We start from the raw sequence: 25,519 nt of genomic DNA on the forward strand, positions 1-25,519 counted from the left end.
GATGTCCAAGCGCCTGCAGTTCTTGATCGCCCTGACCCTTGGTGTACCGGTTGTCGCCGGGGCTCAGGTCCCCGTACAGGATGGTAGTTATGGCGTTGCCCAGTCCGCTGGGCAAGGCTATGGCAATGCAGGCGCGGCCAGTGCCGGAAACGGGGCTCCCGTTTCCGGCATGGGTCAACTGTTCATGCAGTTGCAACAGATGCAGGACGATATCGCTCGCCTGCGTGGCCAGGTCGAGGTTCAGGAAAACGAGATCCGCCAGCTCAAGCAGGAAGGATTGGATCGTTACCAGGATCTGGATGGCCGTATTTCCCAGCTTTCTTCCGCGCCTGCCAATGCGGGCGGCGGATCCGCTGCCGGTGCCGCCCAGGGTGGTGCCATCGCGGCCAACAATGCGCCGACACCGCCTGCTTCCGCAGGAGCACCGGCTGCCAGCAGTGAACCGGGTGATCCGGCGAAGGAAAAGCTGTACTACGACGCTGCCTTCGATCTGATCAAGGCCAAGGATTTCGACAAAGCCAGCCAGGCATTCAATGCCTTCCTGCGCAAGTATCCCAACAGCCAGTATGCGGGCAATGCCCAGTACTGGCTGGGTGAAGTGAATCTGGCCAAGGGCGATCTGCAGGCTGCTGGCCAGGCCTTCGCCAAGGTCAGTCAGGCCTATCCCACCAGCAACAAGGTGCCGGATTCGCTGTACAAACTGGGTGGCGTCGAGCAGAAGCTCGGCCGCACCGATCGGGCCAAGGGCATGTACCAGCAGGTCATCAGCCAATATCCCGGAACCTCCGCTGCGCAACTGGCGCAGCGGGATCTGAAAAGCCTGCCCTAGCGCAGGCTTTTTTCTTCTATCTACCGCAACGGAGGCGGATGGCCTGTGTAGCCGTCACGCCCGTGGCTTCCATGCAAAAAGATACCCTACGTCTTACCGAGATTTTCTATTCGCTCCAGGGTGAAGCCCGCACCGCCGGTCTTCCTACCGTCTTCGTCCGGCTCACCGGCTGCCCGCTGCGCTGTCACTATTGCGACACGGCCTATGCCTTCACCGGCGGCGAGATCCATCATCTCGATGCCATCCTGGAGCAGGTCGCGAGCTACCGCCCGCGGCACATCTGCGTGACCGGCGGCGAGCCGCTGGCCCAGCCCAACTGCCTCAAGCTGCTCGAGCAGCTGTGCGACGCCGGCTACGAGGTGTCGCTGGAAACCAGTGGCGCCCTGGATGTCAGTGGCGTGGACGGGCGTGTCAGCAAGGTCGTCGACCTCAAGACGCCGGGCTCGGGGGAGGTGGGGCGCAACCTGTACGCCAACCTCGACCACCTGACGCCCAACGATCAGGTCAAGTTCGTCATCTGCTCCCGCGAGGACTATGACTGGTCCGTCTCCAAGCTGATCGAATATCGCCTGGAGCAACGGGCGGGCGAGGTGCTGTTCTCACCCAGCCATGGCCAGGTGGCGCCGCGTGAGCTGGCAGAGTGGATCGTGGCGGATAACCTGCCGGTGCGCTTCCAGCTGCAGCTGCACAAGATTCTCTGGAACGACGAACCGGGACACTGAGCATGAGTCAGCCCAAAGCGGTCATCCTTCTTTCCGGCGGCCTGGATTCCGCCACCATCGTCGCCATGGCCAAGGCCCAGGGCTTCGCCTGCTACACCATGAGCTTCGACTACGGCCAGCGCCATCGCGCCGAGCTGCAAGCCGCCGAACGCGTGGCGCGCCAGCTGGGCGTCGTCGAGCACAAGGTGATCGGCCTGGATCTCAATGGCATCGGTGGCTCGGCGCTCACCGACCCAAACATCGCCGTCCCGGAGACCCCGGGCGAGGGCATCCCGGTCACCTACGTACCGGCACGCAATACCGTGTTCCTGTCGCTAGCCCTGGGCTGGGCCGAGGTGCTCGGTGCCCGTCATCTCTTCATCGGGGTCAATGCGGTGGACTACTCCGGCTATCCGGATTGCCGGCCGGAGTTCGTCGAGGCCTTCGAGCGCCTGGCCAATCTCGCCACCAAGGCCGGTGTGGAAGGGGATACCTTCAAGATCGAGGCCCCGCTGCAGTTCCTTTCCAAGGCGCAGATCGTCCAGGCTGGCAGCCAGCTGGGCGTCGACTATGCCCTGACCGTCTCCTGCTACCAGGCCGACGATGAAGGCCAGGCCTGCGGTCGCTGCGACAGCTGCCGCCTGCGCGCCGAAGGCTTCAAGGCGGCGGGAATTTCCGACCCTACGCGCTACCAGTAAAAAATTTCATCTAGGGTGTTGATTCTCCTGAGAAAATCGCTAGAATGGCGCCCACTAACGGGTCGTTAGCTCAGTCGGTAGAGCAGTTGGCTTTTAACCAATTGGTCGTAGGTTCGAATCCCACACGACCCACCATCTTCACCAGAAACCCTCCGCAAGGAGGGTTTTTGCGTTCCCTCAGCTCAGACAAGCAGCCGTCTGTGGCGGAATCTAGCCCCGCAGTTTGATGATGTCAAACTGAATCAACTGGCGCCCGGAGCCTGGCACAAACTGGTCTGGGCGCCATTTCGCTTTGTATTCCGCTGCTCAGCTATCCACGTCTTACTACCGCTGTAAGCGGTCGTGCCCCGTTGCTGATCCATTCTGCGAGCTGATCGAACGCTTCTAGCGTGGCAGGTCCTGCGATGCTCGCCGGCTGCTGAAAGGGCAGGGAGGAAGGCTTGGGTGAATCTAGTGGTTGCTCCTGGTGCTGCCGGGCGCTGTAATCAACTCGAACGATCATGTTCTTCGGTACCTTATCGGCACGTTCTTCCAGCACATGACGCATCTGGTGTGGATCCGTCTCGATGTATTCCATCGTGGTAGCGATACTGGAGTGGTTCAGTAGGGCCTTAGCTACGTGGATATTACGATCAGCTTGTCGCATCAAGTCAGACGCCAAGGTGTGCCTGAACCGGTGGGGAGTCATCCGAGTCCCTACCATGGCCGTGAGCTTTCTATACATTGCTTCAATCTGATTGATATCCATAGTTTCTCGTCTGTAATGTGAGGAGAACCTATTGACATTAAATAGTTGGTCCGTGGCTTTGAAGTGCAAAGAATCTGCCCATGCTGCAATGCGGTCTATGTGCTCATAAAGAGGACCAGGAATTGGTAGGAGAAATTCTTTGTGAGTCTTATCTCCTTCGCTTCTAATGTTAATTGTTCTGCGTCTTAAGCAGATGTCTCGCCTCTGTATGCTCAATAAAGAGTTTAGACGTATCCCGGTGTAGTGAAAGGTCTCGTACACGGCTAGCCAGAACCAAGCAGGGGTTATGCTGCTGCGTTCGCCTGACACCCGTTCTATCTCTTGGAGTCTGATCAGCTGGTTGCGACCCTGGGTAATGGCCTCGTGAGGTACGGTCTTCTTCCGCTTCCTAGGCGGAACTACAGAGGTGTCGGTAAAGGGGTTTTTCCGGATGCTCAATAGGTCCTGAGAAATGGCGTACCTAAAGAGTGTTCTGAGATGGCTCGCGTACGTATTCCAGCTGCGTTTGGCCAGTCCGGAATCTAGAGCTTCTTTGCGCCAGATCAGAATGTCGCGATGATGTAACTTCTCCAGTTCGACGTCGTCACCGAATCTGCGACTTAGTGCTCGGGCCGCTGCTAGATATATAACTCTAGTCGCTGGTCTGAGGTCGTGAGTTTCGTTGTATTCGCTAGCGATATCAATGATATTCAACTTTCGCTAGCTCCTGTGACCTGCAGTCGCAGACTTACATTATCGAAGGGCGGATGCGTAAAGATCGCAGTAGGGTTCTCCAGCAGATAGCCTTTAAGCGTTTTAGATTTTCGCGGGCCGATGACCTCGCATATCCAGATATTCAGATTGTCCGCTGTCTTACGATTAGTTTTGAGCTTTTCAAAAGCTCGTTGGACCAATTGCCAGGCTTCAATTCCACGCGCCTTGGCATCCGCATGTATGTGAGGATGCTCCAGGGCATAGCGCTTGAATAATCCCGGACTGACAAGAAATGCGGTGCCATCCACTGTGTGGATCAGTGCCTTGGCATCGTTAATCACTAGCTTGTGTGAAAGCACGCCTTGCCTTGTCCAGGCTACGAAAGCCTGACCGAGATCAGCTGCGTTCGTAGACGAAATAGGTGCCTTAGCTAAGTGCTCGGTGATGTGGTCGATAAAGCCGTCTTCGACAACGTCAGGAAGTGGCTGATGGGTTGGAATTGCGGCAGATGGAGCCGCCTCACCAAAGAGTTCATCTGCTAGCGCAAGGGTCTCGTCCATGGAGTCTAAACCGGTCTGGAATGCGGGCGGCGGCAGTGTTTCGGATGAAGGCATCTCTTGTGAAGATGTGACATGTGTCACATTTTGTGTTAGCGGAAATGCTGGCCCAACGCTACCACTCACTTGTTCAGGCCGCTGCTGATCTGGCTCTGCGCCGTCTGGCTGCTCGAGTGTGAGTGTGCCGGTAAAGGGAGCTGGTCGATCTGCAGGATCTGGCCAGATCAGTGCAGGAGAAACCTTGAGTAAGGTGAAGGTGTTCTTCCAGCCGTGGCCCGTGTCGATCGTTGCCTTCCAGATAGCCTTGTCCTGAGCATTGACCTGGATGATGGCCTGGTCCTGGATTAGGTTGAAGAACGGGGCGTTCGACGTGGGGATACCTTCTACGCCTTGGGAGAGCATCAGTGCCCGCAGCTGGTCTGAGGCAGGCTTGCTGACGAGCCATAGCGCATCCTGGGTCAGCCACCCGTCCGAGGGCCCTTCTGGCTGGTTCAGCTTGAACTTCTCAATGACCAGGGTCCGCAACCCATCGGCCAGCTGCCGCTGGATCGAGTTCCTGGGGGCCTCCATCGCACGTTGCGGGTTGGCACCGAGCTCCTGGGCGACACTCGCCTGGTCGGCCTGGACGATCATCTCGCCCAGTACGCCAGCGTGCTGGCATTGCCCGGCCAACACGAAGATCAGCGATGACCATAGCTCACGGTAGCCACTGAGCCAGTCCAGCACGTGGGGAGGCAGCACCTGGAAATAGACGAGTGCTGAGGCAGCGCCATGAAGCTGATAGTCGCGACCTTTGACGTACCTGAAGCGGTAGGGCTTCTCAATGCGACCGTGCCAGGGATGCCATGGCTTGCCGTCCTCGAGGACGACCTCGATGTCGACGGCGATCTTGCCCAAGTCGTGGAGGAGGGCGCCGTAAGCTACCGCTGCTGACCACGCCTCCGCCTGGGCTGCTTGGGATTCGGGCGGTGCGCCGATGGGTAGGAGGTAGTTCTGCCTGATCTTCAGTGCGTAGGCGACGATTTCCAGCCCGTGATCGAGCAGGCCCCCGGGATAGGCGTGGTGGTGGTTCTCCGAAGCGGGAAGCTGCTGGACCAAGTCAGCGTAGCGCCCGAGAGGATCCCGATAGAGTGAGGCGAACTGCTCGCGGGACAGCGACGTCCGCTGCCAGATGTTCTCCATGAGCTTCTGCCGGCGGGGGAGCGCCAGGAGATCCTGGCCTGCAGACGGCTGGGTGAAGCCCTGTTTGCTGGACCCTGCAGGCGCAGAGGGTGGGGCTTTCTTCCTGAAAAAGAGATCGAACATGGCATGCCCTTGGTAATTCTTGGGCCTGCGTTGTCGATCAGCAGCGGTAAGCGAACAATGGTAAACCGCTATCACTACTCGGAAGGTTGGGGCGGCATATGGCTACTATGGCCGGAAGCCTGGGTACCCTTTGCTCTTCGCAGCCAGCGGCGGAGCCCTTTCTGGTAGGGCTTTTACCCTTAGAGCCCCCTTCCATTCCCCCCCTTTGCTCCGGCCCATTTGGCCCTTTCGGTTACCGGGGGCTGGCCAGATGTTCCTTGGGCTCCATTAGGTCGTGCAGCAGCCGCACTATCTCGATGACGTCGTCAGCCGCGATCCGGTAGAACACCACATGACGAGGCTGGCCGACGCGCTGCTCGGACGGGATACCCCTTTGGGCATGGGCCAGGTGGAGGCTGCGCAGGCCCTCGTGCAGCTCATCGCGGGCGCGACTCACAGGCCCATAGGGATCGGTTGCAATCAGATTGAAGCTGCCTACTAGCAAGCTCTGGTAGCGCTTCCGGGCCGCTGAGCCGAATTGCTGAGCGGAATACACCAGGATGTCGGCCAGGTCCTGTCGGGCCTCGACGGAGATACGGTACTTCATCGGTTCAGTGGCCTATGCGGCTGTCTTCAACCGACAAGCCTTCCAGGTACTGCTCCAGGTCCCCCCCGTTCACCTCGTCGAATCTTCCCTGCTCCAGCTGCTCGAGGGCTGAGCCCGTGGCGTTGCGCAAGGCCTCGACCTTGGCCGAGACCATAGCCTCTTGCTGAATCAGTAGGCGGAGCCCATTGCGTACCACCTCGCTAGCGTTTTGGTAGCGGCCGCTCGCGACCAAGCGATCGATCTCGTAAGAGAGGGGGTCTGGGATGACGATATTTCGGGTCGGCATGGCAACTCCAGGTGGAGGTGAAGGTGATTGGCATCTTATGCCATGGCACTTGCGGCGTCATCAATTGCGACGTATAAGTGCCACCATAGAGCCATCGCGCTCCATGGAATGAGGCAGTAGCCATGACCACTCGCAAACCGGGATCTACCGAAGACTGGACTCACCTTGGAAAGCTGGATACGAGCCGTTTGCTCGTACGGGCTGAAGGCGCCATTTGGACCGGTTTGGCTGCGGTGGGTGTTCCGGCCGGCATCATCAAGGTGTTGAAATGGACGGTGCGTGCCTTCGTCCTGGCTGCTGCAGCCGTCTACTCCTTGTATTTGTTCGTCCCCCTCATCCTCATCTGCCTAGCTTTGTGGCTGTTCGCTCAATCGAGCGGGAGATACGACAAAGTTCGCCATGATGATGAGCCTGCCTACGGCGTAGAGCGGAATGTTTTCGGGCAAACGAAGGGCTGGTTCGAGGACGATAGCAAGTACCTCTAATGTCGTAGAGGTACTTGCTGTGATAGTTACAAAATGCTTTTGGTGAGAGTGTTTACACCTTTAGCGCCTGCCTCATGAGCAGGCTTAGTACCTGTAACCAACCCATCCGCCAAAGATCCTATCTTCGCGCCAGTCCAGCTCATCGCTGTGATCCAAAACGCCGGCAGCACCAAGAACATCGTGCCCATCACGAAGTCCAGCAGCAGGTCGCCCTGGGCGTTGTTCATGCCCATCATGATGTTGAAGTTCAGATGGGGTGAGGCACCCATGATGTTTCCGTACAGTGCGTCGAGAATCGTGCTGTCGACCCAGCGGGCCAGCTGCAGCCAGAAGTCGACAAAGATCAGTGCGAACTGGGCGAAGGTCAGCGTCATGGCAACCTTCAAATCATAGGTGCCCAGCACCAGCACGATGGGGATGCAGATGATGAAGGCCATCTTCAGGAAGGCCAGGACCATCGGCGCAGCCTGACGAACACTGTCGATGGCCGGGTACATCGCTAGCGATCCCACTGCCTGACCTGCAGTGGCTGCGACGCGCGAAATGCTGCTGCCGATGCTGCCGCCTACCTGGCCACCGTAGTCTCCATAGACCTGCCCTTGGGTCAGTACCTGCTTGCGGGGCGATACCAGGTCGCGGATCACCTGGTCTTCTACCTCTTGCTGGTTCATCAGTTTCGCCCACTGGGCGAGCTGAGTGATCAGGCTGGGCTCCACCGCCGCCAACAGCCGTGCACGCAATCCGATTGTGCCGTCAGACCACCACTGCGAGCACGTTGGGTAGCCGCCGCCCCCGGTGGTCTCGGCCAGTCCCGCATCACGCGTTTTGTCATAGGGCCAGGCCTTGCGCGGTGTGTGTGAGCGAAACCCTGAAGCACCATCGCTGTAGTAGCCGCTGGTGCTCAGAAAGAATTTCGAGCCAATCCAGCTGACATCTTCGAACTGCGAGGCGGACAGGTTCGGCTGCGTCATGAACAGCTTGGCTCGGGCCTGGGCGTAGCAGTCATTTGTGAAGTCCGCGACCTCCTGGGCCAGCAGCGGATTGCCGATCCTGGTGGCGTTCACCTCCATGCGTAGCTGTTGCAGATCCAGTCCGCATGGAATGCCGGCGACCGCACCTGCAGTAAAGCCCTTCGAAAGGGCATGTACCACTGCCCACCAGATGGGAATCCGGGCGCTCTTGCCATTGAGGGTGCTGAAGCTGGTGCCCCACCCCGTCTCGGATGGCTTCAGCACGTCGACCTGACACTGCTTGGAGCGTGTCTTATCGTACTCAAGGGTGGAGAAACTCAGCACCGAGTTCGGCAAGGGCATGAGCCCGAGCATGATGACGAAGATGGCGACATAGAATCGGTTTTCGATCCGCGCCAGGCTCAGCGCCCCCTTGTTGCCCTCGTCTTGGCCTTCGCCGCGGGCGCGCAACCACTCCTGAATGACGATGGCAGCAAAGGGCGCAGCGAATAGGCCGGTGCTTCCTATCAAATCCCAGATAGCGCTATTGATCAGCCAGCCCACCAGGGTCAGGTAATACTCGAGGTAGTCGTTGGTGTAGAGAACCATGGGTGTCTTTCTCTGCGTGGCGCTACAGGTGGAGTTGCAGTTCGTAGAGCGCAATGACGGCTATCGCCAACCACTCACAACGGGCCAGGCGCCCGGCACCCTCTGGCAGCGTTCGCAACCGCTGGCGAACGGGCCACCAGCCGGCTGCCAAGGCTGCATACACGATCAATCTCCAGACCTGCAGACCGCTACGGTGGGCCTCTGCCCACTGCCGGTAACCCGCAACGTCGCCAAACAGCTGTTGGATCAGCAGACTGCTGGCCAGCGCCAGCAGCACCGTGGTGAGCAAGATCACCGCCACCCATGCGGAGCGCTTCAAGCCGCCCTTGGCGAGTCGTAATACCGGGCTCTGCTTCCGCTCACGGTTGATCTGCGAACGACTATCCGAAGAAACATTGCTCATGATCACTCGCCCTTCTTGACGGGGTTTTCGACGCGATCCAGCCGGTTCGGCATGGGGTCGCCCTGGAAGATGGTCTTGGAAGCATCCTTGCGCAGCGCAGCGCGCTGCAGGATGGTGGTGGGCGAATTGCCGGCCAGCTCCCGGCGCATGTCCAGCTCGGTCTTGAGGTTCTGGATCTCGGCCTGCAGGTTGGCGGCGTTCTGGTCGACCTGCGTCTGGGCGACCTGGTTGGCGGCGACGTTGGGCTCCTGACGGCCAGCGGCCAAGGTACGAACCAGCGACAGCGCCTTCTCGATGACATCTGCCAGGGACACCTCGGACACAAGCCGCTTGGCCAGTACGTCCTGGTCCTGCTCGGTGCGCAGCGATTCGATGATGCCGCGGGTAATCGGGATGGAGTTGCTACCGGCCGCGGCCAGGTTCTCAGCTGTCATCGGCTGGGTGCCGGCGATCAGCGCATTCACCGCCTTGAGCTTGGTGTCGTAGGTTTCCTGAATCAGCGGGGTGAGCCCGACCCCGGCCTGGGTCACGTTCTTCTGGCAGTTGTCGCAGGTCTGCTGCTGTTGCTCGCCCAAGACGCGGGTGGCGAAGGTCGCGGCCTCCTGCGGCGACGACCAGGTGCTGCAAACGAGGCCACCGTTGCAGCTGCTGGCCGGGATCGAGCCGGTAGCGGTGGGTGAGCGGCCACTGAGCATGTTGTAGCCGGCCTTGGTGACGTCGCCGACCACCTTGATAGGCTGCTGGCCGCTGCCCCCGGCTTTGCTCCCGCCGACCCAGGTGACGCCCTCATTCCCGCTCTTCTGCTCGACCTGGTTGATTGCGGCCACCGCATCAGTGGTGCCGGCAGCGGCCGATTTCATCGCTTCACCCTCGGCGAGCTTGTTCCAGCCGACCTGGCCGCCGGCGACATCGAGCATCTTGTCGCCGATCGCGCGGCAGGTGCCCTTCGAGCGATCAAAGTCCAGGCGTGCCTGGCCAATGCCGTTGGTGATGAGGTTGTACAGCCCCGGGTTGGCGCGCTGCAGGATCAGGCCTGGAAGGGAGCCTACCGCGGCGGTGGCGTTCTGTATCACCGAACTCATGATGGTCTGGAAGCCCTGAGTGGCCCCGTTGAGCTGGTTCTGCAGGGTGTTGGTGAGGCTCATGTTTCCGCAGATCAGGTTGGTGTTCCAGCCACCCCCAATCTGGATGCTGTCCATGTTGCCGACGCTGCCCATCGACACGGCATTGCCGCCGCCGATGCTGTAGAGCACGTCGTCACCGATGACGCTGCCCTGGGACTGCACACGGTAGGGTTCGGCTGCCTGGACAGCGTTGCCGAGGAGAAGGCCAGCCAGGCAGGTGCTGGCCAGCAGGGTAAGGCGAGTAGTGTTCATGATCGACGGCTTCCTGATCATTGAAAGTCGGTGCTGCCCAGGAAGACCTGGCCTTCACGCTTGCAGCAGCTGTAGGGGCGCCACAGCGCCCAGGCATAGGCGCCCACGGCGTCCTGGACGTGTGGGCCCGGGTTGGGGAAGGCTGCGCAGCTCTGGCTCAGCGTGGGCGTGAGCTCCTGCCACTTGCCTGTGGTGGCATCGCCCTCAAGCAGCTCGCCTGCAGGCCAGTAGCCGTCCTCGGCCTGGGCCAGCAGCGACTGGTAGACGTGGACCTGGCCGGAGCGCGTGACCACATCGCCGGCGCGCTGCGCCATTACCGCCGCGGCCTTGTAGTCATCGGGCTGATGCAGGAATCCACTGCGCGGATAGACGTTGCCCCACAGGTCGCCGGACAAGGTGCCGCCCACTTCGCGCTTGCCCGGGATAAGGGCCCCCGGATAGACGACCTCGGGGATGCCGTACCGCCAAGCCAGGTAGTCGTAGTTGCTCAGCAGATACGGCATGTAGGCGGTACCGGCGCCCTTGCAGACATAGCCAGAGCCGCTGGCGAACTGGCTGAACGCGTAGCCGCCCGGGTGGCCGATGACATCCGTGTTCTTGAAGCGCGCGCTGATGGTGGTGTTGGCCTGGGTCGCGCTGTCGCCCGGGTCATTGCCGCCGGCGGCGACACTGCTGACGGGGCTGAAAGAGGCCATCTCCGTCCATGGGTTCTCGCCGGTATTGGCATAGCTGGACACCACGGCATCGGGCACGAAGTGGCGTACCTTGGCCGAGGTCTTCACCTTGCATCCGTATGGGGTGCAGAACAGCCAGTAGCAGATGCCGACCACCTTGTATTCGAGGCAGTCGGGCGAGAGCGAGGACGACACGATGGTTGCGGTGGTGACCGCCGCGGTGGCCTGCAGGCTGGTAGCCAGCGGGATCGCCAGGGCAAGGCGCCGTAGACGTTGCACAGATCCGCGTGAAGAGGGGCGGCTCATCGTCCGCTGCTCCGGTAGCGCTCGATGCTGGCCACGGCGGCCGCCACATCAGGCTGGCCATAGACCACATACCGACGATCCACCACGACTGCTGGCAGCTTGGCCACGCCCAGGCTCCAGGCATCGGCTACGTCCTGGTGCGCCTTGGCGAGGTCACGTCCCAGCTGCTGGGCGGAGGCCGAACGCATCCGCTGCTGCATGATGGCTACGGCCTGTCGCGGATCCGCCGGCAGGCCTTCGGAAAGCTGCTGCTCAAAGCGCTCCGGGGCATCCAAGAGCACAACCCGTGCGCCGGCGCTGTTGACGAGCGGATGAGCGGCGTCGGAGATGGCCAGTACGTCCGCTTTGGCGAAGAGGACGCAGGCGGTGGCCAGGACAAAGCCCAGCAGGGGGGCTTTCAAGCCTGCTGAGAGGGTAGGGGGGGAAATGGACATGCGCGGTACCAGGCAGAGAAGTGGCTGGTACAGGAAACGCGATCAGGAGGGCTGGGTCAGTGGGAAACCATATCTACGTCGCTGGAGGTTGAGATACCCACATCCGGACGGAAGGAGCCTGCTGCATGTTTCCGAAGTAATTGCGACTGTCTGCGGGATTTCGCGTGGACTGTCGTGGGATGGCTTTAATGGCCTCGGCAAAGCTCGTGGGGCTGCTATCGACCCAAAGCAGCCGTTGCCGTAGGGCAGCTAGCGGCCAATTGCTGCCCTTTGTGGATGGCTTGAACCGGCCATTAGGGATCGTCTGGCGTCTAGGAAGCTAGGCGCGCGATTCACCGCGTTTCGGGGGACTGGGTCGGTTTAGTGTCGGGGGCTTGGTGACTACCTGGATGGGTTGGGCGGAGGCTTTGGCCCCCCACCCAACCGTTGGATCAGGTGTTGATTTCCTCGAACAAGGACTCGATTGCATCAGCGCAAGTACCAGTCACCGCGGCGGGCTTTGCATGGTGCAGTTCGGGGACCTTCGGCAGGCTCGCCAGGTGATGGGTAAATTCCGAGCCGCTTAGGTTGCCCAGGTCCTCTTTCACCAGTGCTCGGGCTGCAAGTTTCGTGATGACTGTTGCGGCGTCGATGCTCTTTGCGACATCTCCACCAGTGCTGAGAACAAGGCGCAGATGGATGCGCATGGCGTCTGCGGTGGCGTCGGTGTAATGCATGACCCCATTGGGCATGCCGATGTTCTGTTCAGTGTGCTCAACCTGGGTGCTGGGGGTGAACTCTTTCATGTCGGATCTCCTGAATAGGGAGTAGAAGCGCGCGGCTGCTCTCTAGCTCGCGCACTCAGGGTCAGCGTTGGGAATGGCTCGAATCAGAGCGCCTGGCGCTCTGCGATTTCATCCGCGATGGCGTCTTCCAGTTGCCTGGAGCATCGGGTCGACGCCAGGTGGCGACAGCCTTCCGCCGCAACTCTCAGAGGCTCCAGTTCTAGGAGGTCGAGTGACTCAGCAGTATCAAGCGCCAAATGGAAGGCCTTGTACGACTGCCCCGTGGACATGTGGCCCCAGGCCAGGCCGTCCTTCCAGTTCAGGACGTAGCCAGCCATCCACGCGAGCGAACCGTTTTTCTCTACGGGGATTTCGGCGCACATGCGCCCTGCGGCCCTACCCGCTTCGAATTCGTCATCGTCGAGGTCTTCGCCAGGCTGCACGTACGGTACCTTATCCCGTTCAGCGTCGGTGCGTTGATCGTATGTGGGCGTTTCGTTCAGCTTGAACGTGGGGTAACGCCAGCCTCTACGGCCACTGGGCACTATCCGTACGGTTCCACTGAAGGCGAGCTGGCGGTTGTATTTGAAAAACGAGGCTTCTTGATCGGCGCCCAGATCAAGGTCGTAGCTGACGGTCAGCGGAAAGCTGGTGGTGCGGCCCAGGTGGTAGCTGCTTGGGAAGTCGCGCGGGACATTGAGCTCGTAGGTGAAGTGGTCTTCTGGGTTGTCGTCACGAATGAATTTCCAGAACCACCGGCGCAGGGGGCGGTGTTCATCGTCATCCAGATCATCGATGAACTCGCGCTTCAACCTCTCGCGGTTGGCGTAGTCCTTGGTACCGTTTATGAGTTTCCGGGGACCGGAGAGGTCATCGTCATATCCCATGCGGCATTTGACTGCAGCACCGTAGGTGCCGGCGCTCTCAAACAGTCTGACCAGCACCGGCAGCAGTTGCTCGGGGTACTGGAGGCCGTTAACCATCCGTTGCGCGATCATCTTGCTGTCGGGGATGTAGTACCCAACGCAGTGTTCTACGCGGTTTTTGACGGCTTTGAGGTAGTCGAATTGGTTGCGATAGCCGAAGCCGGCTGCTGCAAGAGTTTCAGCGTGGCGCGGAGAGAAGTTCTCCAGCTTGCTGATGGTGGGGTGTTCGTTGAGCAGCTTCGTAAGGTGGGATACGAGCAGTTTGAAACGCGTCTGTGCGCTCATGGTGATCCTCGGTTTTTGTGCCATGTGAGGTGGACTAAGAAAACTTTCGTTGTGGGCTTGTTTTCCTAGCGCACCCACGGACCAATCCGCGGATGAACGGGACAGCCATTGGCAAGCTAATGGCCGTCAGTAACGCACTTTGTACGTAGGTGGTTCACAGACAGGAGATGCCCACGCCTCGTGTCCAAGGAATGCCGTTTAGGCGATTCCAGCCGCTATCTAGCCGTGAGTGGCTCTGCAAAGTCAATCCTTTCGAATCCGTTGAAGGCGCAGCGTACTGACCATGAAGCTTTCAGGGTGGTCCGCCCCGGGCTGAGTGGACACTGACTTAATGTGGAGAATATCCACCGCAAGAAGTGTTCATGACCCAGACCAGACGACGTTTCCCGAATCCTTCAAACGCGAGGCGGTAAACCAGGTGCTTGCCGGCCTTGGAAATATCGAAGGTGCAGGAGTCGGAATGGTCAGCGAAGGTGGTGGCTTTCGACTGGGCTTGATCCTGGAAACCCAAGGAGATTGGCTGCTGTTCTATATCCCTGATGGCGGCCCAACCGGAGGTACAGCTGGTGAGGTCAGGGCCCTCCCAGCGGTAGAAGTGATAGTCACCGACATACCATGACTATCACTTCAGGCGTGCCTACGTCGTGGAGGAAGAGGCACTCTGGAACTAGCGGCCAGTTACCTCGACGCCGGCAAGCCGACCGCTCTGACTCGGCCAGACTGACTGCCCAACGTCCGCTATGGGTCGATTGCTGTCATTCGCTATTTCGGTAATTTCAGAATTCCACAACGATTTTAAAAGCCGGCGTCTGCTTCATGTGAGATGTCTCAGCGCTGCCAAGGCACTGCCTACGGCTACCTGGTGCAGATGTTTCTCTTCTCGACGTCCCTGCCAATAGCCTCGGCGTTCGGCATACCGCACCGCGAGGGCAGTATCACCTCGGCTAAGGGCAGCCAGTATCTGTTCATCCGCGATGTCACGAAAAAGGGTGAAGAGCAATCGCTCGGCCGATTCCATGGCTTCGCGTTCACTGCCGTATGACTTTTGATGTTCATAGGCGCCCACTCGGAACAGCCACTGGTGACTGGTATACCTGGGTGACTCGTGCCAGCTTGATCGGCGGAAGTGCGCTGCCGCTTTCAAACACGATCATGGGCTTCGGCAATTCACCGGTCACACGGGGGAGGGAGTCATCAGCGGGATTGCTCATCGCAGTTGCCTGGCAGTGGAGAACGTTGGTGCGGGGCATCGCGGCGTTGCATCTCGGCATCGATCATCCGCAGCAGATGGGTGAGGCGGCTGTTGAGCCGCCGTAGGGTCTGATCGGAAAGGCTGGCAAGCCAGGGGAGGATGTCATTGGCGCTGCTGCGCATCCGCACCTCCCTGACTCGCCAGCCAGTCCATGGCCGATAGCATGCCGGAGTCGTCCAGCAACGATGGAAGCCGGATCGTACGACCGGACCGATTGTCCCGGAGCTCGAAGGTCGGGGTGGCATCGATCCGCTTCTGCCCTGCGGTTGCGGTCTGCTTAGCCACTACTCGCCGCACGGTCGTATTTTCCTGGATGCACGCCTGCAGGTGCTGCAGCGATACGGCGGGTTGCAGGCCGAGTTGTTCGATCGGGACTGCCAGGCCGGCACCGTTGCCACGGCTGTGCTGGTAGACCGCTTTAACCGCCTGCCAGAACACCGGATTACCGCCCAGCCATCCCGCACACGTAACTAGGCGTGCCTCCTGCTGCGCTGCTTCGCCGTGCATGGGCAGCGGCAGGTGATGCCACTGCCAGTTCAGCGCTTCGTGCCGATCGATCAGCTGCTTGACCTGCGGGAAGGCTTCCTTGCAGTAAAGGCATTCCAGGTCGCCGTACTCGATCAGCGTGAAGCGGGCTTTGGCAGCCCCATAGATGAACGTCGGTGGCTCAGGAGTGACTCGTGGCTCTACTGTTGCGAGCCATCCAAAGAGGTGCCATAGGACATAGAGCAAAACGGCGAGCAGTATGAGAGCCATTGCCGCTGGTTGCCGAGATATAGCTCCCCTAATCATGCCAAAGCCTCATGGGCAGAAGGCTGATCGAGTTGCCGGCTCAACACGTCGCGATGCAGCACCTCCAGCAGCGCCTGTTGTGCGTCATCCGGCTGCGGATGCTTGGCCAGCCAGTCCTTGAGCGCCGTGTCGAGCTGGGCCTCGATCTCACGGCGATCCACCGCGCGTGATTTCACTGCCTGCAGGTTGCTGATCAAGACCGGCGCGCAGATCTGCAGGGCGGTGAGCGTCTCCGGCAGATGCGGCTGCCGAAGCAAGCCGGTCAGGCTGTCGATGAGGTCCTGGGTGAATTGGTCCATCACTCTCATCGCCGGGCTCCTCGAGCCGGTGGCAGCTTGAAGGGGTAGGGTTCGATCCCCCGTAGCCGGTCCAAACGGGCGGCGACGGCGAGCGCGGCGCCCAGCTCGTCGGTGCCGAGCTCTTCCATCAGCTGGGCGCGCTCCGCCTTCTCCTCAGGCTCCGTCATAGCCAGCGCCAGATAGAGACTGGGCGGCACCGCGCGGAAGAGTGTCTCCATCGACTTGGAGAGCACCACGCCTTCGGTATAGGCGCCGCTCTGCTTGCGCGCCGACAGCATCAGCTCCTTCTGCGCGGTACTCAGATTGCGGAATTTGGAGATCTTCTCGACTTCATCCGGCGGCATGTTTAGGCAGATCCACCACTCGATCATGTTGAGCATCGGCGCGCCGGAAACCGGGATGTCATCAATGTTCTGGGTCGCCAGCCAGAACCAGGCGCCGAGCTTCCGCCACATCTTGGTGATTTTCATCGCATAGGGCAGCAGCAGCGGGTGCTTGGTGATGATGTGGCCTTCGTCGGTCAGCTTGATCAGCGGCCGGCCCTTGTACTGGTCACGCTCGGCGATGTTGTTGATCGAGTTCAGCAGTGAGATGTAGGCGATGCCGAGCTGCGCCTGGTAGCCCTCGCGTGCATAGGTGGCAAAGTCCACCACGGTCAGGTCAGCCTCCGGCCAGGGCGTGCCGGGGCGGTTGAACATCTCGCCATCAGCGCCCATGCAGAACATCTCCATGGCTTCGGCCATCTCCTGCAGGCGCTCGCGTCTTTTCTCAGGGATATTCTCGTCGTGCGCGGCCTCGCTCAGTGCGTCGCGCACATCTTGGGTGAGCACTGTCCTTTCTGCCTTGGAGCAGGCCTTGGCGGCATTGATGATGGCGTGCCGGATGGCCGCACGGTCGGCGCGTGTCATGCGTGCGTCTTCCTTCTCTTCGCCGCCGGTGATCATCAGGCGAGCCACGATCTCCATCTCGCCGAGCACGTCGCGTTGATCGTCCTCCAGGTCGGGCTTCGGGCTGCTGGCCTTGTCTGAGGCGTCGAGGTCCTCGGCATCGAGCACGGCGACGTGAGCCGGATCCTCGGCCAGGCGGATGGCGTCGGCGAACGGCGCTAGGCTGACGCCAGCGCCGGGAACCAGGCGGACCTTGTGGACAGTCAAGCCGAGGCGTTGGGCAAAGTCCGCCAGCAGCCCGAAGCTGTTACCGGCTTCGGCCACGAAGATGCGCGGCCGGTAGATGGCCAGCCACTGAATCAAGAGGTTGTTGAGCGTCGCCGATTTGCCAGCACCGGTAGGACCGAAGACGAAGCCATGCGCATTCATCTGCCGATCGAGCTTGCTGAGCGGATCGAAGGTCAGCGGACTGCCACCGCGGTTAAATTGAGTGATGCCCGGATGTCCCGTTCCGGTTGAGCGGCCCCAGATGGGCACCAGGTTGGCGACATGCTGAACCAGCATGAGCTGGGTGTACCACTGCAGCGCCCGCGGCTGGTTGGGATCGAAGTTGCCGGGCAGCCAGCGCAGGTAGCTGTTGAGTGCAGCCACCTCATCCTCCGGCCGCACAGGCTCGATATCGGCGCCGATCAGGATGCTGGTGAGGTCGTTGCAGCGCTGCTCCAGCTCCTGCTCGTCTTTGCCCCGAACATAGAAGGCCACGCTGCCTTGGTAGAGCTTGTGCTTACGCCCGATCAGCTGGCGGGCGTCCTTGATGGCCTCACGGGTGAGGGCAGAGGCCTGGTTGTCGCCGACGGCCTTCTTGTGCAGGTTGTTGAGGTGGGCTTCCAGCGTGTCTTGGGGCGTGGCCACCAGCGTGATAGCCAGCACCGTGTCCTCGGGTATTTTATCGAAGAGGGCGTGCAAGGCTTCGCCAAAGGTGCGCTCGCCAGTCATGTGGCCGGTCATCGGCGCTTTACGCAGCCGATCCAGCATCACGACACGATGGGGCTGGCCATCGAAAAACCACAGGCCCTTCTGGGCATCCGAGCGAGGCTCGCGGTACATCAGGCACTGGGAGAAATCGGTCCCGCTGGCCAGGAAGGGAATGGTGCCTTCGGCCAGCAGCTCGTCCTGGTCGACGGCGCTGTTGACCACCTCGAAGAATCGCTGCTGGTCCTTGGTCGAGGTGCCCAGATGATCCGGGCACGGATTGAACCACTGCAGGAGCCAGTGGCGAATGGCGCGCTCGTCCATCCGGTGAGCCGTCACGCCGGCGTTGCGCAGGGCGCCGGTCAGCCGGCTGCAGATGTTCGCAAGGTAGGCGGCAGGTGCCTGCCCCCTGACCAGACCGTCGCCGATGCTGCGGCGGGAAACGACCATCCGCACCCGCCGATGCTGACCACGCCAGGGCAGGTGGGATACGGCCGTGTCTTTGAACAGACCGCCAGGCTTGGCGATGGCATGCAGGTGGTGCTTCATCAGGCTCTGATAAAGCTGAGTGAATTCGGAGCCGCGAGCCCGCGGCTGGATGTAGTTGGCCAGCCCGGTGAGATAGCCATCGAACTGGATTTCGTCGAAGGCATAGAACTGGATGACCCAGGGACTCTGCTCCAGCTCATCGAAGGCGTCCTGCAGGGCGTTCTCCAGGGCGTCGCGGGCCTGGCGAAGCCAATTGGCTTCGCGGCCCTCGGTGCCGATCGGCACCAGGTCGAAAAAGGCGGCCAGCGACTTGCCGTCCTCCAGCAGCATGGCCTGGTGCTCGGGCAGGTATTCGACCCAAGGCAGCAGGTTGGTGAAGCTAGGGTTGACGTCGTAGAGCCTGGCCACATCTGCCACAGTTGCCGGTTTCTCCTTGCCGGTCATCCAGGCACCTGGCTCCGGGATACCGTGCGCTTTCAGCCGATCCAGGTAGCGCTGGTAGGCGGCTTCCTCGTCGACCTCGAGGGCGCGGGTGGCACGGATGGATTCGGGATGCAGAGCCGGCTCAGCTCTGGCTGATAGATCCGCTTCCTCAACCGGCTCAGTAAGCTCTGACTGGCTTGGTACAGGATCTGGCTCCGCCGTCGAGGTGTCGGTGGTTTTCTTGCCGCGTAGGCGTTCGAAGATGCCCATCAGTAGTTCTCCACCCGCTCACCGGGCATGGCGTACTGCACACGCTGGTAGAGCGGGAACACGGTGGTGTAGCCGGGGATGGGGGCCGGGTCGGAGCCGGCCAGGTGCGGGAAGACGTACATGACCAGGTCCGGATTGGGCAGGCGCTTGAACTGGCTGTAGATCTCGTTCTGCGCGGTGCGCGAATAGTCGGCGTTGTCAGCCAGCGGCCGAGCCTGGCTCGTGTCCACCGGACGGCGCAGCTCCGCCCGGGCATCGACCAGTTGGCGACCCTGGCTGCTGCCGGCCGTGCCGGTAGTACCGGCGTTCCAGACGTCCATCATGGTCTGGTCGCCATGGGGGAGCATCTTCTCCTTGTCGACCGCGCAGCCGCTGGCCAGCAGGGCCAGGGCCAGTACAGCCGCTATCTGAAGTCGTGTGCGATTAATCGAGGGCAGCCGAGGCATGGCGAGCTCCTGTCCGATAGTCGACCTTGCGGCCCTTGAGTTCGTAGTCGATGGCCAGCTCCTGGTCGAGGTGGATAGCCACCTTCGCCCCGGGCTGCACGTACACAGCGGCGAAGGCCTGGCCGTAGAGCTTGTTCACCCAGGTCGAGATGTCGTTGACGCCTTGGCCGATGATCTTGCCCATGGCTTTGTTGCCGGACATGCCGCTCGTGCCGATGGTGCCGTTCGGGGTCTGGACGTAGCTTGAGGTCGTGCCGTCGTTCTTGATCAGCGAGGCGGCGCCGGCGCCGGCGGCGGTGATGAGGGCCTGAGAGCCGATGTACTGGGCGGCGTTGCTGCGGCGCTCGCCGGCGATGCACGGGATGCCGTAGGGATCGCTGATCCAGCCCATGCCACCCTGAACCGCGGCAGGCTGGCCATTGGTGGAGGCGTTCTGATTGTTCTGGCCGTTGTTCTGCTGACCAGCGTTTTCCTGCGGCGCGGGCAGGGTGCGCACGGTGCCGTCGGTGAAGACGAAGGTCATGCTGCGGATCTGGCCGCGCACGCAGGACAGCGTCCAGTCGCCCGAGGCCGTCCCGCTTACCACGGCGCCGGCGACGTCGGGCAGGTCGATGCCGTTGGCGGTCAGATTGTCGGGGCCGATCAGGACCTTGAAGGGGTAGGGGTCGTTGACCGTGCCGTCCACCGGCACGCGGCCCACCAGGGCGGTCATGGACACCGAACCCATCAGCGTCGAGTTCTGCGGCAGGGTGTAGACCTTGCGGACCTTCTTGCGGGACTGCTCATCCCCGCCCATGCCATCGGCTGCGCGCTGCGCACCACCTGAGGCAGCATCCAGGGTCTTCTGGCCAGCGGCGCCGAAGGCGGTCGGAAAGGCGAAGCCGCTGGCGGCCTGGCTGTTGCCGGCGCTAATCGGCTTGCCGTTGGCGTCAATGGCCGTCGCGTCCTGCGGCTCGATCCAGACCAGGTCCGAACTGCCGCTGCCCTTCTTGAACTGATTGCCTTCCCCAGGAGCGATGCCGAGCCCGATGGGCATGTCGGCGCTGGAGCCAGTGCCACTGCCCGTCTGGTTGCCCATCTGCGACAGGGTGTTGAGCTGCTTCTGCAGACCATCGAACAGACCCTGTGTCTGCTTCTGTTGGTTCTCCAGGCTCTGGTTGATGCCCGCCTGGACGCGACTATCGACCGTGGCGTTGATATTGTTCAGCTGAGCCTTGAGAGCGTCGTTCTCCCGCTTGGCCTCCTCGTTGTCCCTTAGGGCCTTGCTCATCTGCTCTTTGAGCTGCCGGCTCTCGACGACGATGGTGCGCAAGGTGTCGTTTGCCGTGTCGCCCTCGATCCCCAGCGCCTTGGCCTGCTCAGGCGTGAGCTGGGCGGACTGTGGCTGTTCGGGCGTTTGAGGCTTGCTCTTACCCAGTAGGGTCACGCCGACATAGACCACCAGGACCAGAACCCCCAGCAGTGCATACTTGAGGAGTGGATTACTTCTGAGCTGCATGGCGGGCCTCCGTGGTGACGCGAGGATCTGCAGCGCCCAGGCTGGGCAGCAGTGACTGACCAAGGCCATGATTCCGGGTGACCAGGTAGAGCACGGTGGTGTCGCTGGCATCGCCCCGGGCGCCGAGGTAGGGATGCTGGAAGGTCGCGGTGGCGAAGTCGCCCATGAGCTCACGCGGATCCAGGGCCAGGCGCTGGCCGGTCTGGTTGCGCAGCTTCACGGCAGTTACCCAGTGATCGTCCAGGCGCCAGGCGCCCAGCTGACTGGCCTCAACCGGTAGCGCCGGCAGCAGCGTCGACAGGTCCAGGCGCTTGTCGATCCTGACCTGGGCGACGCCGTCGACCGGCTCCACGGTGCGCAGCGGCGCATAGAGCATTTGGGCGGCGTAGCGGGTGAGCACGACAGGAATCGGCGTCTCCCGCTTGGGAGGGGCTGGCTCGTCCTCATCCTCATCGGTTTGCCGGCTTGCCTTGGCCGACGACTTGGGAGCGGCCGCTACCGCCTGACCATAGCGGGCCGGGGTCGTGTCACCTGGCACGATCTTGATCGGCTCAAGCGCAGCCTGGCCTTCCTGGGCCGGCGTTGCGGCGATGTCGACCAGCATGATCTCGCCGGTGGCCGCATTCTGCAGCTGCAGCCGGCTGGGCTCGATCGGGTCTTTGGCCCGGAGATAGATCGCTCCGCCGGTGCTTTGCACCCTGAGTTTGTCAGCGATGGCGGGAGGGACGCCGACCCGAACGTTGGCATCAACGAATAGGATTCGCTCCTGGCCCACCACGAGCGGGATGGCCAGGGGAACACGCTCCCACTTGCGGATCTCGATGGCCTGGGCAAGGCTGCTCAGCAGCAGGCCGCCCAGCACCAGGGCGAGGGAGGGGCGGTATCTCATGGTGTACCTCGAACTTTGACTTCGACGCCGGCCTCGATCCGCTGCGGCTGACCGCTGTAGCAGTCCCACTTCATGCCCCAGGGGTTCTTCTCGGGATCGACGTCGGATCTGACGATATGGAGCGGGTAGCGCGTGAGCGCCGTCTTGACCTTCTCGCCACCTAGGTACTCGTTGGCAACGACATCGAGCATGACCGTCCACTCGCTATTGCCGAGCACCTGGACGCGGCGGGTGGGGTCGTCGCCGTAGCCTGATCCTGGGATCTCCGCGACGTTGCGCACGCGCTTGCGCAGCTCGCCGCTGTTGCGTTTGAGCGCTTCGTCCCCCTCCAGATAGGTCTTGCACGAAGGGGTGATGAAAGGGGTCAGGCGAGTGATGTTGTCGCTGTAGTTTTTCTCGCCGTCAGCTGGCCAGCTGTTCATCTGCTGGAAGATGTAGAAGGCGTAGGAATAGACCGACTCGGGAGGGATCTCCCACCAGGGACGTGTGCTCCCCGAGCGTAGGTCCGGTGGCACGTGCACAGTCAGGTCCTTGGGCGCGCTGTACCAGCCGTAGCCATTCCAGATCGCGATGCCGCTGACTAGGCACAGGGCAAGGCGCAGGGTGGTGATGTGAGCGCGCTGCGAATCTGACAGCTTCCACGCGCGGCTCATAGCCCCACCATCCGCTTGCAGGTCCAGGCACCGCTACGGATGACCAGGCGGCGACCCGCCAGTCCCCAATGCGCGAGGCGCCACTCGGCTTGGCGCCAGAGCCAGGTTTCCGGGCGGCCGCGCTTCCAGCGGCGCAGGATCCGTCCAGCGAGCGCAAGGCCCAGCGAGCCGCAGGCCAGTGCAGAAAAGATCGGCATAGCTGGCGTGGTGAAGAACGCGAGTGGAATGCCAATCAAAAAGCCGGAGGACGCGCAGATGGCGACAGTGGCGAACATTTCATCGGTGGTCAGGCCGCCCACGACGACGGGTTGGGTGTTGAGGCGATTCGGTAGAAACCGAAGGGTGCCGTCCTCATTCAGGTCCTGGGTGATATCCATCTGGGCGCCCGTCCTGCCTTACATGATGCTGGTGGCTTTGGTGACGATGAAGATCACCAGGCCAATAAGGATCACGCCGACGATTACCGTCGAGCCGAGGTCTTTCCACGTTTTCTTGCCGGTATGGATCTCGTGGTAGACCCCGATGCCATGAGCTGCGACCACGACCAGGCCCAGTGCGCAGAGCGCCAGGCCAATGAGCATGAATCCGTCGTAGCCATAGTTCTTGAGCGTTTCCAGCCAGGTAGCGCCTTCGCCGCGCGAAGGGGCCTGCGCCTGGGGCAGAGCTGCCAGGCTGATTGTCGGCAGGAATGCGGCGCTTGCCAGGGCGGCTTGCGTCCTGGCGCGGGCGCCGAGGGTGAACAGGTGTTTGAGGGACAGCATGGATTTCTCCTCGAGGGGTTAATGCAAAATGAGAAAGCTCAGGACGCAGTACAGGAGCAGCCCACGAATGAGGGCGCCCTTGGCGGCGGCTGCTTTGAGGTTCTGGTTCGCCCAGCCCTTGTAGAGGCTGGTGCACAGCCAGGCGAACCAGAGGGTGGTGATGGCCATGGCTACCGAAAGCCAGAAGGTGTTGCTGGCCGCCGGCGTAAGGCCGCTGGCCGCCTGAAAGGCAGCGGTCTGAGCGGCGGTCATGCTCATGGCTGGGCGCCTTCGTGCTGATACTGGCCGGAGAGTTCGGCCGCATCGCGGGGCTGGGCACGGCTTGGGGCCAGATAGTCCTGCAGGCCCTGGCGGATCCGGGCGATGTCGGCGGCGAGACGGTTGTAGTCCAAGTGATAGCGGGAGCTGCCGTCGCGTGGCAGCTCGGCGCTGCGTCGGGCGACCGCCTCGACGGCGTTGAGCTGGCGGATCATCACGTCGACGTTGGCCTGCTCGCTGGCGGTGCCAGCGGCGAGTGCGGGACCCGCCATAAGTCCGAGTGCGACGACCAGGCCACTGACGAGTCCGAAGTGAACGAAAGGCTTGCGTGGGGAAGAGGACAGTTTCACAGCGGGGCCCTGGGCAGCGGGTTGATGCCGCACAGGATGCCGAGGGCCACCAAGGAGGTCAGCGGGAAACCATTACTGCACCCAAATAGGTTGCAAACCCGCTTGGTTACTGACTTTACGCAGGGACGATGAGGCGTTTGAAAAACAGCAGAAAGCCGGTGGCCACCGCGTAGCCCACGCCCCACCCCTGGTTGCCCTGGGCGGTCTGCTGACCAATCTGGGCGCGGCCTTCCAGCACTGGCTGCACGCTGACCAATTCCCAGCCGTTCGCGCCCAGGGCCTGCAGGCGAGCCTTCCGTTCTGGATCGGCTAGGAAAGCAGCGACGTCAGGGGTGCCAGTCTGCTGTTCGTGCTTGAACATCAGCCAGCCGCGCTCTTGGACGCGGTAGGTGAGGGGGGAGAATTCGGTGTGGTATTCGAAGCGGGCAGGGGACATGGACGGCTCCAGTTCGATGGGGTCGGCCATCCTCAGCTCGCCACGTGAAGCTCACCAGGTGAAACCGTACCTACGTCCTTTTAGGTTGCGATCATAGGTGGACCAATTCTTTGCTACCGGCGTGGAAGGACTGGTTATCAGCTTCGAAGCATCCTGCTGGGTCGCTGGTAAAAAGACCGCTACCGAGCATTTGGTATCTACATTTTTCCATTAGCGGCCGAAAACGGCCAGTACTACCTAATGCAATTCAAGACACTGCTGCTCATCAAAAGGCTTTGTGGCGAGGAACTGCAAATGCGTATGGCAGCTGGCATGAGACTATTTTTTCTGGCGGCAATTTGGGGCGCGAGCTTCCTTTTTATGCGGATCGCCGTGCCTTTCTTTGGCGCATTTAACACCGCTTTTCTTAGAGTGTTATTCGGGGCGGTGGGGCTGCTCGCTTTGTTGCTGATCCTTAGGATTCCTTATCGATTCGCTGGCCAGCTGAAAGCCGTAGCATTCATAGGCGTAATTAACTCTGGGCTGCCATTCGGCTTGTATTGCATCGCGGCTCAATACTTGCCGACTGGCTATTCGGCAACGCTAAACGCTACTACACCGCTGATGGGCGCAATAATTGGCTTTGCTTTTTTTGGCGAGACGCTGAGCTGGCGGAAGTGGCTAGGCGTAGGGGCCGGTATCATAGGCGTTGCGCTCATTATTCCGCATGGCGCTCTGGCAGCTGACAGTAAAGTAGCGATAGGCGTTCTAACATGTCTTCTTGCGACGGCGTGCTATGCAATAGCGAGTTTCTTGACGAAGCGTTGGATCACAGACTGCGTAAATCTGGACTCAAGGGTGATAGCGTTAGGTAGCCAGCTGGGAGCTACGGTATTTCTCCTGCCTTTCTGCCTCAGCTCTATTGTCGTTTCCCCTCCTCTGGCCTGGCCACCGTTAGAAGCTTGGCTATGCGTAATCACACTAGGCCTGCTGTGTACTGCCCTGGCCTACATTCTGTACTTTAGCCTGCTAAACGATATCGGTCCTTTGCAAACGCTAAGCGTCACTTTTTTAATTCCGCCTTTCGGTGTGCTTTGGGGATATTCAGTGTTGGGCGAGACCTTTTCACCGAAAGCTATTGTGGGCGCTTTGGTTGTCGGATTGGCAGTATGGCTTGTGTTGGCCCGCGACCCTATCGGTGTGCGTAAACTTCGCTGATGAACTTAGGCCTTGCGTATCGGTATCGAGCA

Annotated in this window: 29 protein-coding genes and 1 tRNA gene; 6 read left to right on the forward strand and 24 right to left on the reverse strand. The window is 61.1% G+C overall.

Annotated elements, in window-relative coordinates; translation table 11 throughout:
• Window position 1 precedes the first annotated feature (1 nt).
• The 4 genes from ybgF (at window position 2) to PSEK12I1_RS0112450 (ending at window position 2,363) form a co-directional block, all read left to right on the forward strand.
• The gene (ybgF, locus tag PSEK12I1_RS0112435) at window positions 2-829 is read left to right on the forward strand and encodes a tol-pal system protein YbgF (protein ID WP_027601709.1); all 828 of its coding nucleotides are present in this window, start codon (window positions 2-4) and stop codon (window positions 827-829) included.
• A 71-nt stretch (window positions 830-900) separates the two neighbouring features.
• Entirely contained in the window at window positions 901-1,551 is a 651-nt protein-coding gene (queE, locus tag PSEK12I1_RS0112440) for a 7-carboxy-7-deazaguanine synthase QueE (RefSeq protein ID WP_027601710.1), read from the forward strand.
• A gap of 2 nt (window positions 1,552-1,553) precedes the next feature.
• The gene (queC, locus tag PSEK12I1_RS0112445) at window positions 1,554-2,228 is read left to right on the forward strand and encodes a 7-cyano-7-deazaguanine synthase QueC (RefSeq protein WP_027601711.1); all 675 of its coding nucleotides are present in this window, start codon (window positions 1,554-1,556) and stop codon (window positions 2,226-2,228) included.
• Window positions 2,229-2,287: 59 nt separating this feature from the next.
• Window positions 2,288-2,363: transfer RNA gene (locus PSEK12I1_RS0112450), tRNA-Lys, on the forward strand.
• Between the two features lie 175 nt (window positions 2,364-2,538).
• Here the strand turns inward: PSEK12I1_RS0112450 and PSEK12I1_RS24970 are convergent.
• The 4 genes from PSEK12I1_RS24970 to PSEK12I1_RS0112470 form a co-directional block, all read right to left on the reverse strand.
• Window positions 2,539-3,285 (reverse strand): site-specific integrase, encoded by a 747-nt coding sequence (locus PSEK12I1_RS24970; protein WP_331280033.1) that lies wholly within the window; start codon window positions 3,283-3,285, stop codon window positions 2,539-2,541.
• Window positions 3,286-3,665: 380 nt separating this feature from the next.
• A complete protein-coding gene (gene mobH, locus PSEK12I1_RS0112460) occupies window positions 3,666-5,531 on the reverse strand; it encodes a MobH family relaxase (protein WP_027601712.1) in 1,866 nt (621 codons plus the stop codon).
• Between the two features lie 232 nt (window positions 5,532-5,763).
• Complete coding sequence (locus tag PSEK12I1_RS0112465; RefSeq protein WP_027601713.1) at window positions 5,764-6,117, reverse strand: type II toxin-antitoxin system RelE/ParE family toxin; 354 nt, start codon at window positions 6,115-6,117, stop codon at window positions 5,764-5,766.
• Window positions 6,118-6,121: 4 nt separating this feature from the next.
• Window positions 6,122-6,403, reverse strand: coding sequence for a type II toxin-antitoxin system ParD family antitoxin (locus tag PSEK12I1_RS0112470; RefSeq protein ID WP_027601714.1), 282 nt, complete (start codon window positions 6,401-6,403; stop codon window positions 6,122-6,124).
• Window positions 6,404-6,525: 122 nt separating this feature from the next.
• Between PSEK12I1_RS0112470 and PSEK12I1_RS0112475 the strand changes: the two genes are divergently transcribed.
• Window positions 6,526-6,888 carry a DUF3742 family protein gene (locus PSEK12I1_RS0112475; protein WP_037006957.1) on the forward strand — a complete coding sequence of 121 codons (363 nt, stop codon included), beginning with the start codon at window positions 6,526-6,528 and terminating at the stop codon, window positions 6,886-6,888.
• A 26-nt stretch (window positions 6,889-6,914) separates the two neighbouring features.
• Here PSEK12I1_RS0112475 and PSEK12I1_RS0112480 read toward each other — a convergent pair whose 3' ends face one another.
• The 20 genes from PSEK12I1_RS0112480 to PSEK12I1_RS0112580 form a co-directional block, all read right to left on the reverse strand.
• Complete coding sequence (locus PSEK12I1_RS0112480; protein ID WP_027601716.1) at window positions 6,915-8,447, reverse strand: conjugal transfer protein TraG N-terminal domain-containing protein; 1,533 nt, start codon at window positions 8,445-8,447, stop codon at window positions 6,915-6,917.
• Between the two features lie 22 nt (window positions 8,448-8,469).
• Window positions 8,470-8,850 (reverse strand): hypothetical protein, encoded by a 381-nt coding sequence (locus tag PSEK12I1_RS0112485; protein ID WP_155951366.1) that lies wholly within the window; start codon window positions 8,848-8,850, stop codon window positions 8,470-8,472.
• 2 nt (window positions 8,851-8,852) lie between these two features.
• Window positions 8,853-10,226, reverse strand: a complete 1,374-nt coding sequence (locus tag PSEK12I1_RS0112490; RefSeq protein ID WP_027601718.1) for an integrating conjugative element protein — start codon at window positions 10,224-10,226, stop codon at window positions 8,853-8,855.
• 17 nt (window positions 10,227-10,243) lie between these two features.
• Window positions 10,244-11,179: a TIGR03756 family integrating conjugative element protein gene (locus tag PSEK12I1_RS0112495; protein ID WP_027601719.1), complete on the reverse strand. Its 936-nt coding sequence runs from the start codon at window positions 11,177-11,179 to the stop codon at window positions 10,244-10,246.
• 23 nt (window positions 11,180-11,202) lie between these two features.
• A complete protein-coding gene (locus PSEK12I1_RS0112500) occupies window positions 11,203-11,640 on the reverse strand; it encodes a TIGR03757 family integrating conjugative element protein (protein ID WP_051399100.1) in 438 nt (145 codons plus the stop codon).
• Window positions 11,641-12,071: 431 nt separating this feature from the next.
• Window positions 12,072-12,425: a hypothetical protein gene (locus PSEK12I1_RS0112505; RefSeq protein WP_027601721.1), complete on the reverse strand. Its 354-nt coding sequence runs from the start codon at window positions 12,423-12,425 to the stop codon at window positions 12,072-12,074.
• A gap of 83 nt (window positions 12,426-12,508) precedes the next feature.
• Window positions 12,509-13,615, reverse strand: coding sequence for a hypothetical protein (locus PSEK12I1_RS0112510; RefSeq protein ID WP_027601722.1), 1,107 nt, complete (start codon window positions 13,613-13,615; stop codon window positions 12,509-12,511).
• A 1,194-nt stretch (window positions 13,616-14,809) separates the two neighbouring features.
• A complete protein-coding gene (locus PSEK12I1_RS0112520; protein ID WP_027601724.1) occupies window positions 14,810-14,989 on the reverse strand; it encodes a hypothetical protein in 180 nt (59 codons plus the stop codon).
• A complete protein-coding gene (locus PSEK12I1_RS23720) occupies window positions 14,970-15,623 on the reverse strand; it encodes a thioredoxin domain-containing protein (RefSeq protein ID WP_051399101.1) in 654 nt (217 codons plus the stop codon). The genes PSEK12I1_RS0112520 and PSEK12I1_RS23720 overlap by 20 nt, the downstream gene beginning before the upstream one ends.
• Before the next feature lie 32 nt (window positions 15,624-15,655).
• Window positions 15,656-15,967, reverse strand: a complete 312-nt coding sequence (locus PSEK12I1_RS0112530) for a hypothetical protein (protein WP_027601725.1) — start codon at window positions 15,965-15,967, stop codon at window positions 15,656-15,658.
• Window positions 15,964-18,999 carry a conjugative transfer ATPase gene (locus tag PSEK12I1_RS23725; protein WP_051399102.1) on the reverse strand — a complete coding sequence of 1,012 codons (3,036 nt, stop codon included), beginning with the start codon at window positions 18,997-18,999 and terminating at the stop codon, window positions 15,964-15,966. The genes PSEK12I1_RS0112530 and PSEK12I1_RS23725 overlap by 4 nt, the downstream gene beginning before the upstream one ends.
• Window positions 18,999-19,445: a TIGR03751 family conjugal transfer lipoprotein gene (locus PSEK12I1_RS0112540; protein ID WP_027601726.1), complete on the reverse strand. Its 447-nt coding sequence runs from the start codon at window positions 19,443-19,445 to the stop codon at window positions 18,999-19,001. The genes PSEK12I1_RS23725 and PSEK12I1_RS0112540 overlap by 1 nt, the downstream gene beginning before the upstream one ends.
• A complete protein-coding gene (locus PSEK12I1_RS0112545; RefSeq protein WP_027601727.1) occupies window positions 19,423-20,943 on the reverse strand; it encodes a TIGR03752 family integrating conjugative element protein in 1,521 nt (506 codons plus the stop codon). Before PSEK12I1_RS0112545 ends, PSEK12I1_RS0112540 begins: the two co-directional genes overlap by 23 nt.
• Window positions 20,927-21,832, reverse strand: a complete 906-nt coding sequence (locus PSEK12I1_RS0112550; RefSeq protein WP_037006962.1) for a TIGR03749 family integrating conjugative element protein — start codon at window positions 21,830-21,832, stop codon at window positions 20,927-20,929. The genes PSEK12I1_RS0112545 and PSEK12I1_RS0112550 overlap by 17 nt, the downstream gene beginning before the upstream one ends.
• Complete coding sequence (locus PSEK12I1_RS0112555; RefSeq protein WP_027601729.1) at window positions 21,829-22,485, reverse strand: PFL_4703 family integrating conjugative element protein; 657 nt, start codon at window positions 22,483-22,485, stop codon at window positions 21,829-21,831. The genes PSEK12I1_RS0112550 and PSEK12I1_RS0112555 overlap by 4 nt, the downstream gene beginning before the upstream one ends.
• Entirely contained in the window at window positions 22,482-22,862 is a 381-nt protein-coding gene (locus tag PSEK12I1_RS0112560; protein WP_027601730.1) for a TIGR03750 family conjugal transfer protein, read from the reverse strand. Before PSEK12I1_RS0112560 ends, PSEK12I1_RS0112555 begins: the two co-directional genes overlap by 4 nt.
• Window positions 22,863-22,880: 18 nt before the next feature.
• Window positions 22,881-23,246 carry a TIGR03745 family integrating conjugative element membrane protein gene (locus PSEK12I1_RS0112565; RefSeq protein ID WP_051399103.1) on the reverse strand — a complete coding sequence of 122 codons (366 nt, stop codon included), beginning with the start codon at window positions 23,244-23,246 and terminating at the stop codon, window positions 22,881-22,883.
• An 18-nt stretch (window positions 23,247-23,264) separates the two neighbouring features.
• Window positions 23,265-23,504 (reverse strand): TIGR03758 family integrating conjugative element protein, encoded by a 240-nt coding sequence (locus PSEK12I1_RS0112570; RefSeq protein ID WP_027601732.1) that lies wholly within the window; start codon window positions 23,502-23,504, stop codon window positions 23,265-23,267.
• Window positions 23,501-23,797, reverse strand: coding sequence for an RAQPRD family integrative conjugative element protein (locus PSEK12I1_RS0112575; RefSeq protein WP_231501023.1), 297 nt, complete (start codon window positions 23,795-23,797; stop codon window positions 23,501-23,503). The genes PSEK12I1_RS0112570 and PSEK12I1_RS0112575 overlap by 4 nt, the downstream gene beginning before the upstream one ends.
• Before the next feature lie 172 nt (window positions 23,798-23,969).
• Window positions 23,970-24,320 (reverse strand): DUF4177 domain-containing protein, encoded by a 351-nt coding sequence (locus PSEK12I1_RS0112580; RefSeq protein ID WP_231500996.1) that lies wholly within the window; start codon window positions 24,318-24,320, stop codon window positions 23,970-23,972.
• Window positions 24,321-24,530: 210 nt separating this feature from the next.
• Here PSEK12I1_RS0112580 and PSEK12I1_RS0112585 point away from each other — a divergent pair, with 210 nt between their 5' ends.
• Complete coding sequence (locus PSEK12I1_RS0112585; protein ID WP_331280031.1) at window positions 24,531-25,487, forward strand: EamA family transporter; 957 nt, start codon at window positions 24,531-24,533, stop codon at window positions 25,485-25,487.
• Window positions 25,488-25,519 lie beyond the last annotated feature (32 nt).

Source organism: Pseudomonas sp. MOIL14HWK12:I1 (genome assembly GCF_000510705.1).
In the GTDB taxonomy this organism is placed as follows: domain Bacteria; phylum Pseudomonadota; class Gammaproteobacteria; order Pseudomonadales; family Pseudomonadaceae; genus Chryseomonas; species Chryseomonas oryzihabitans.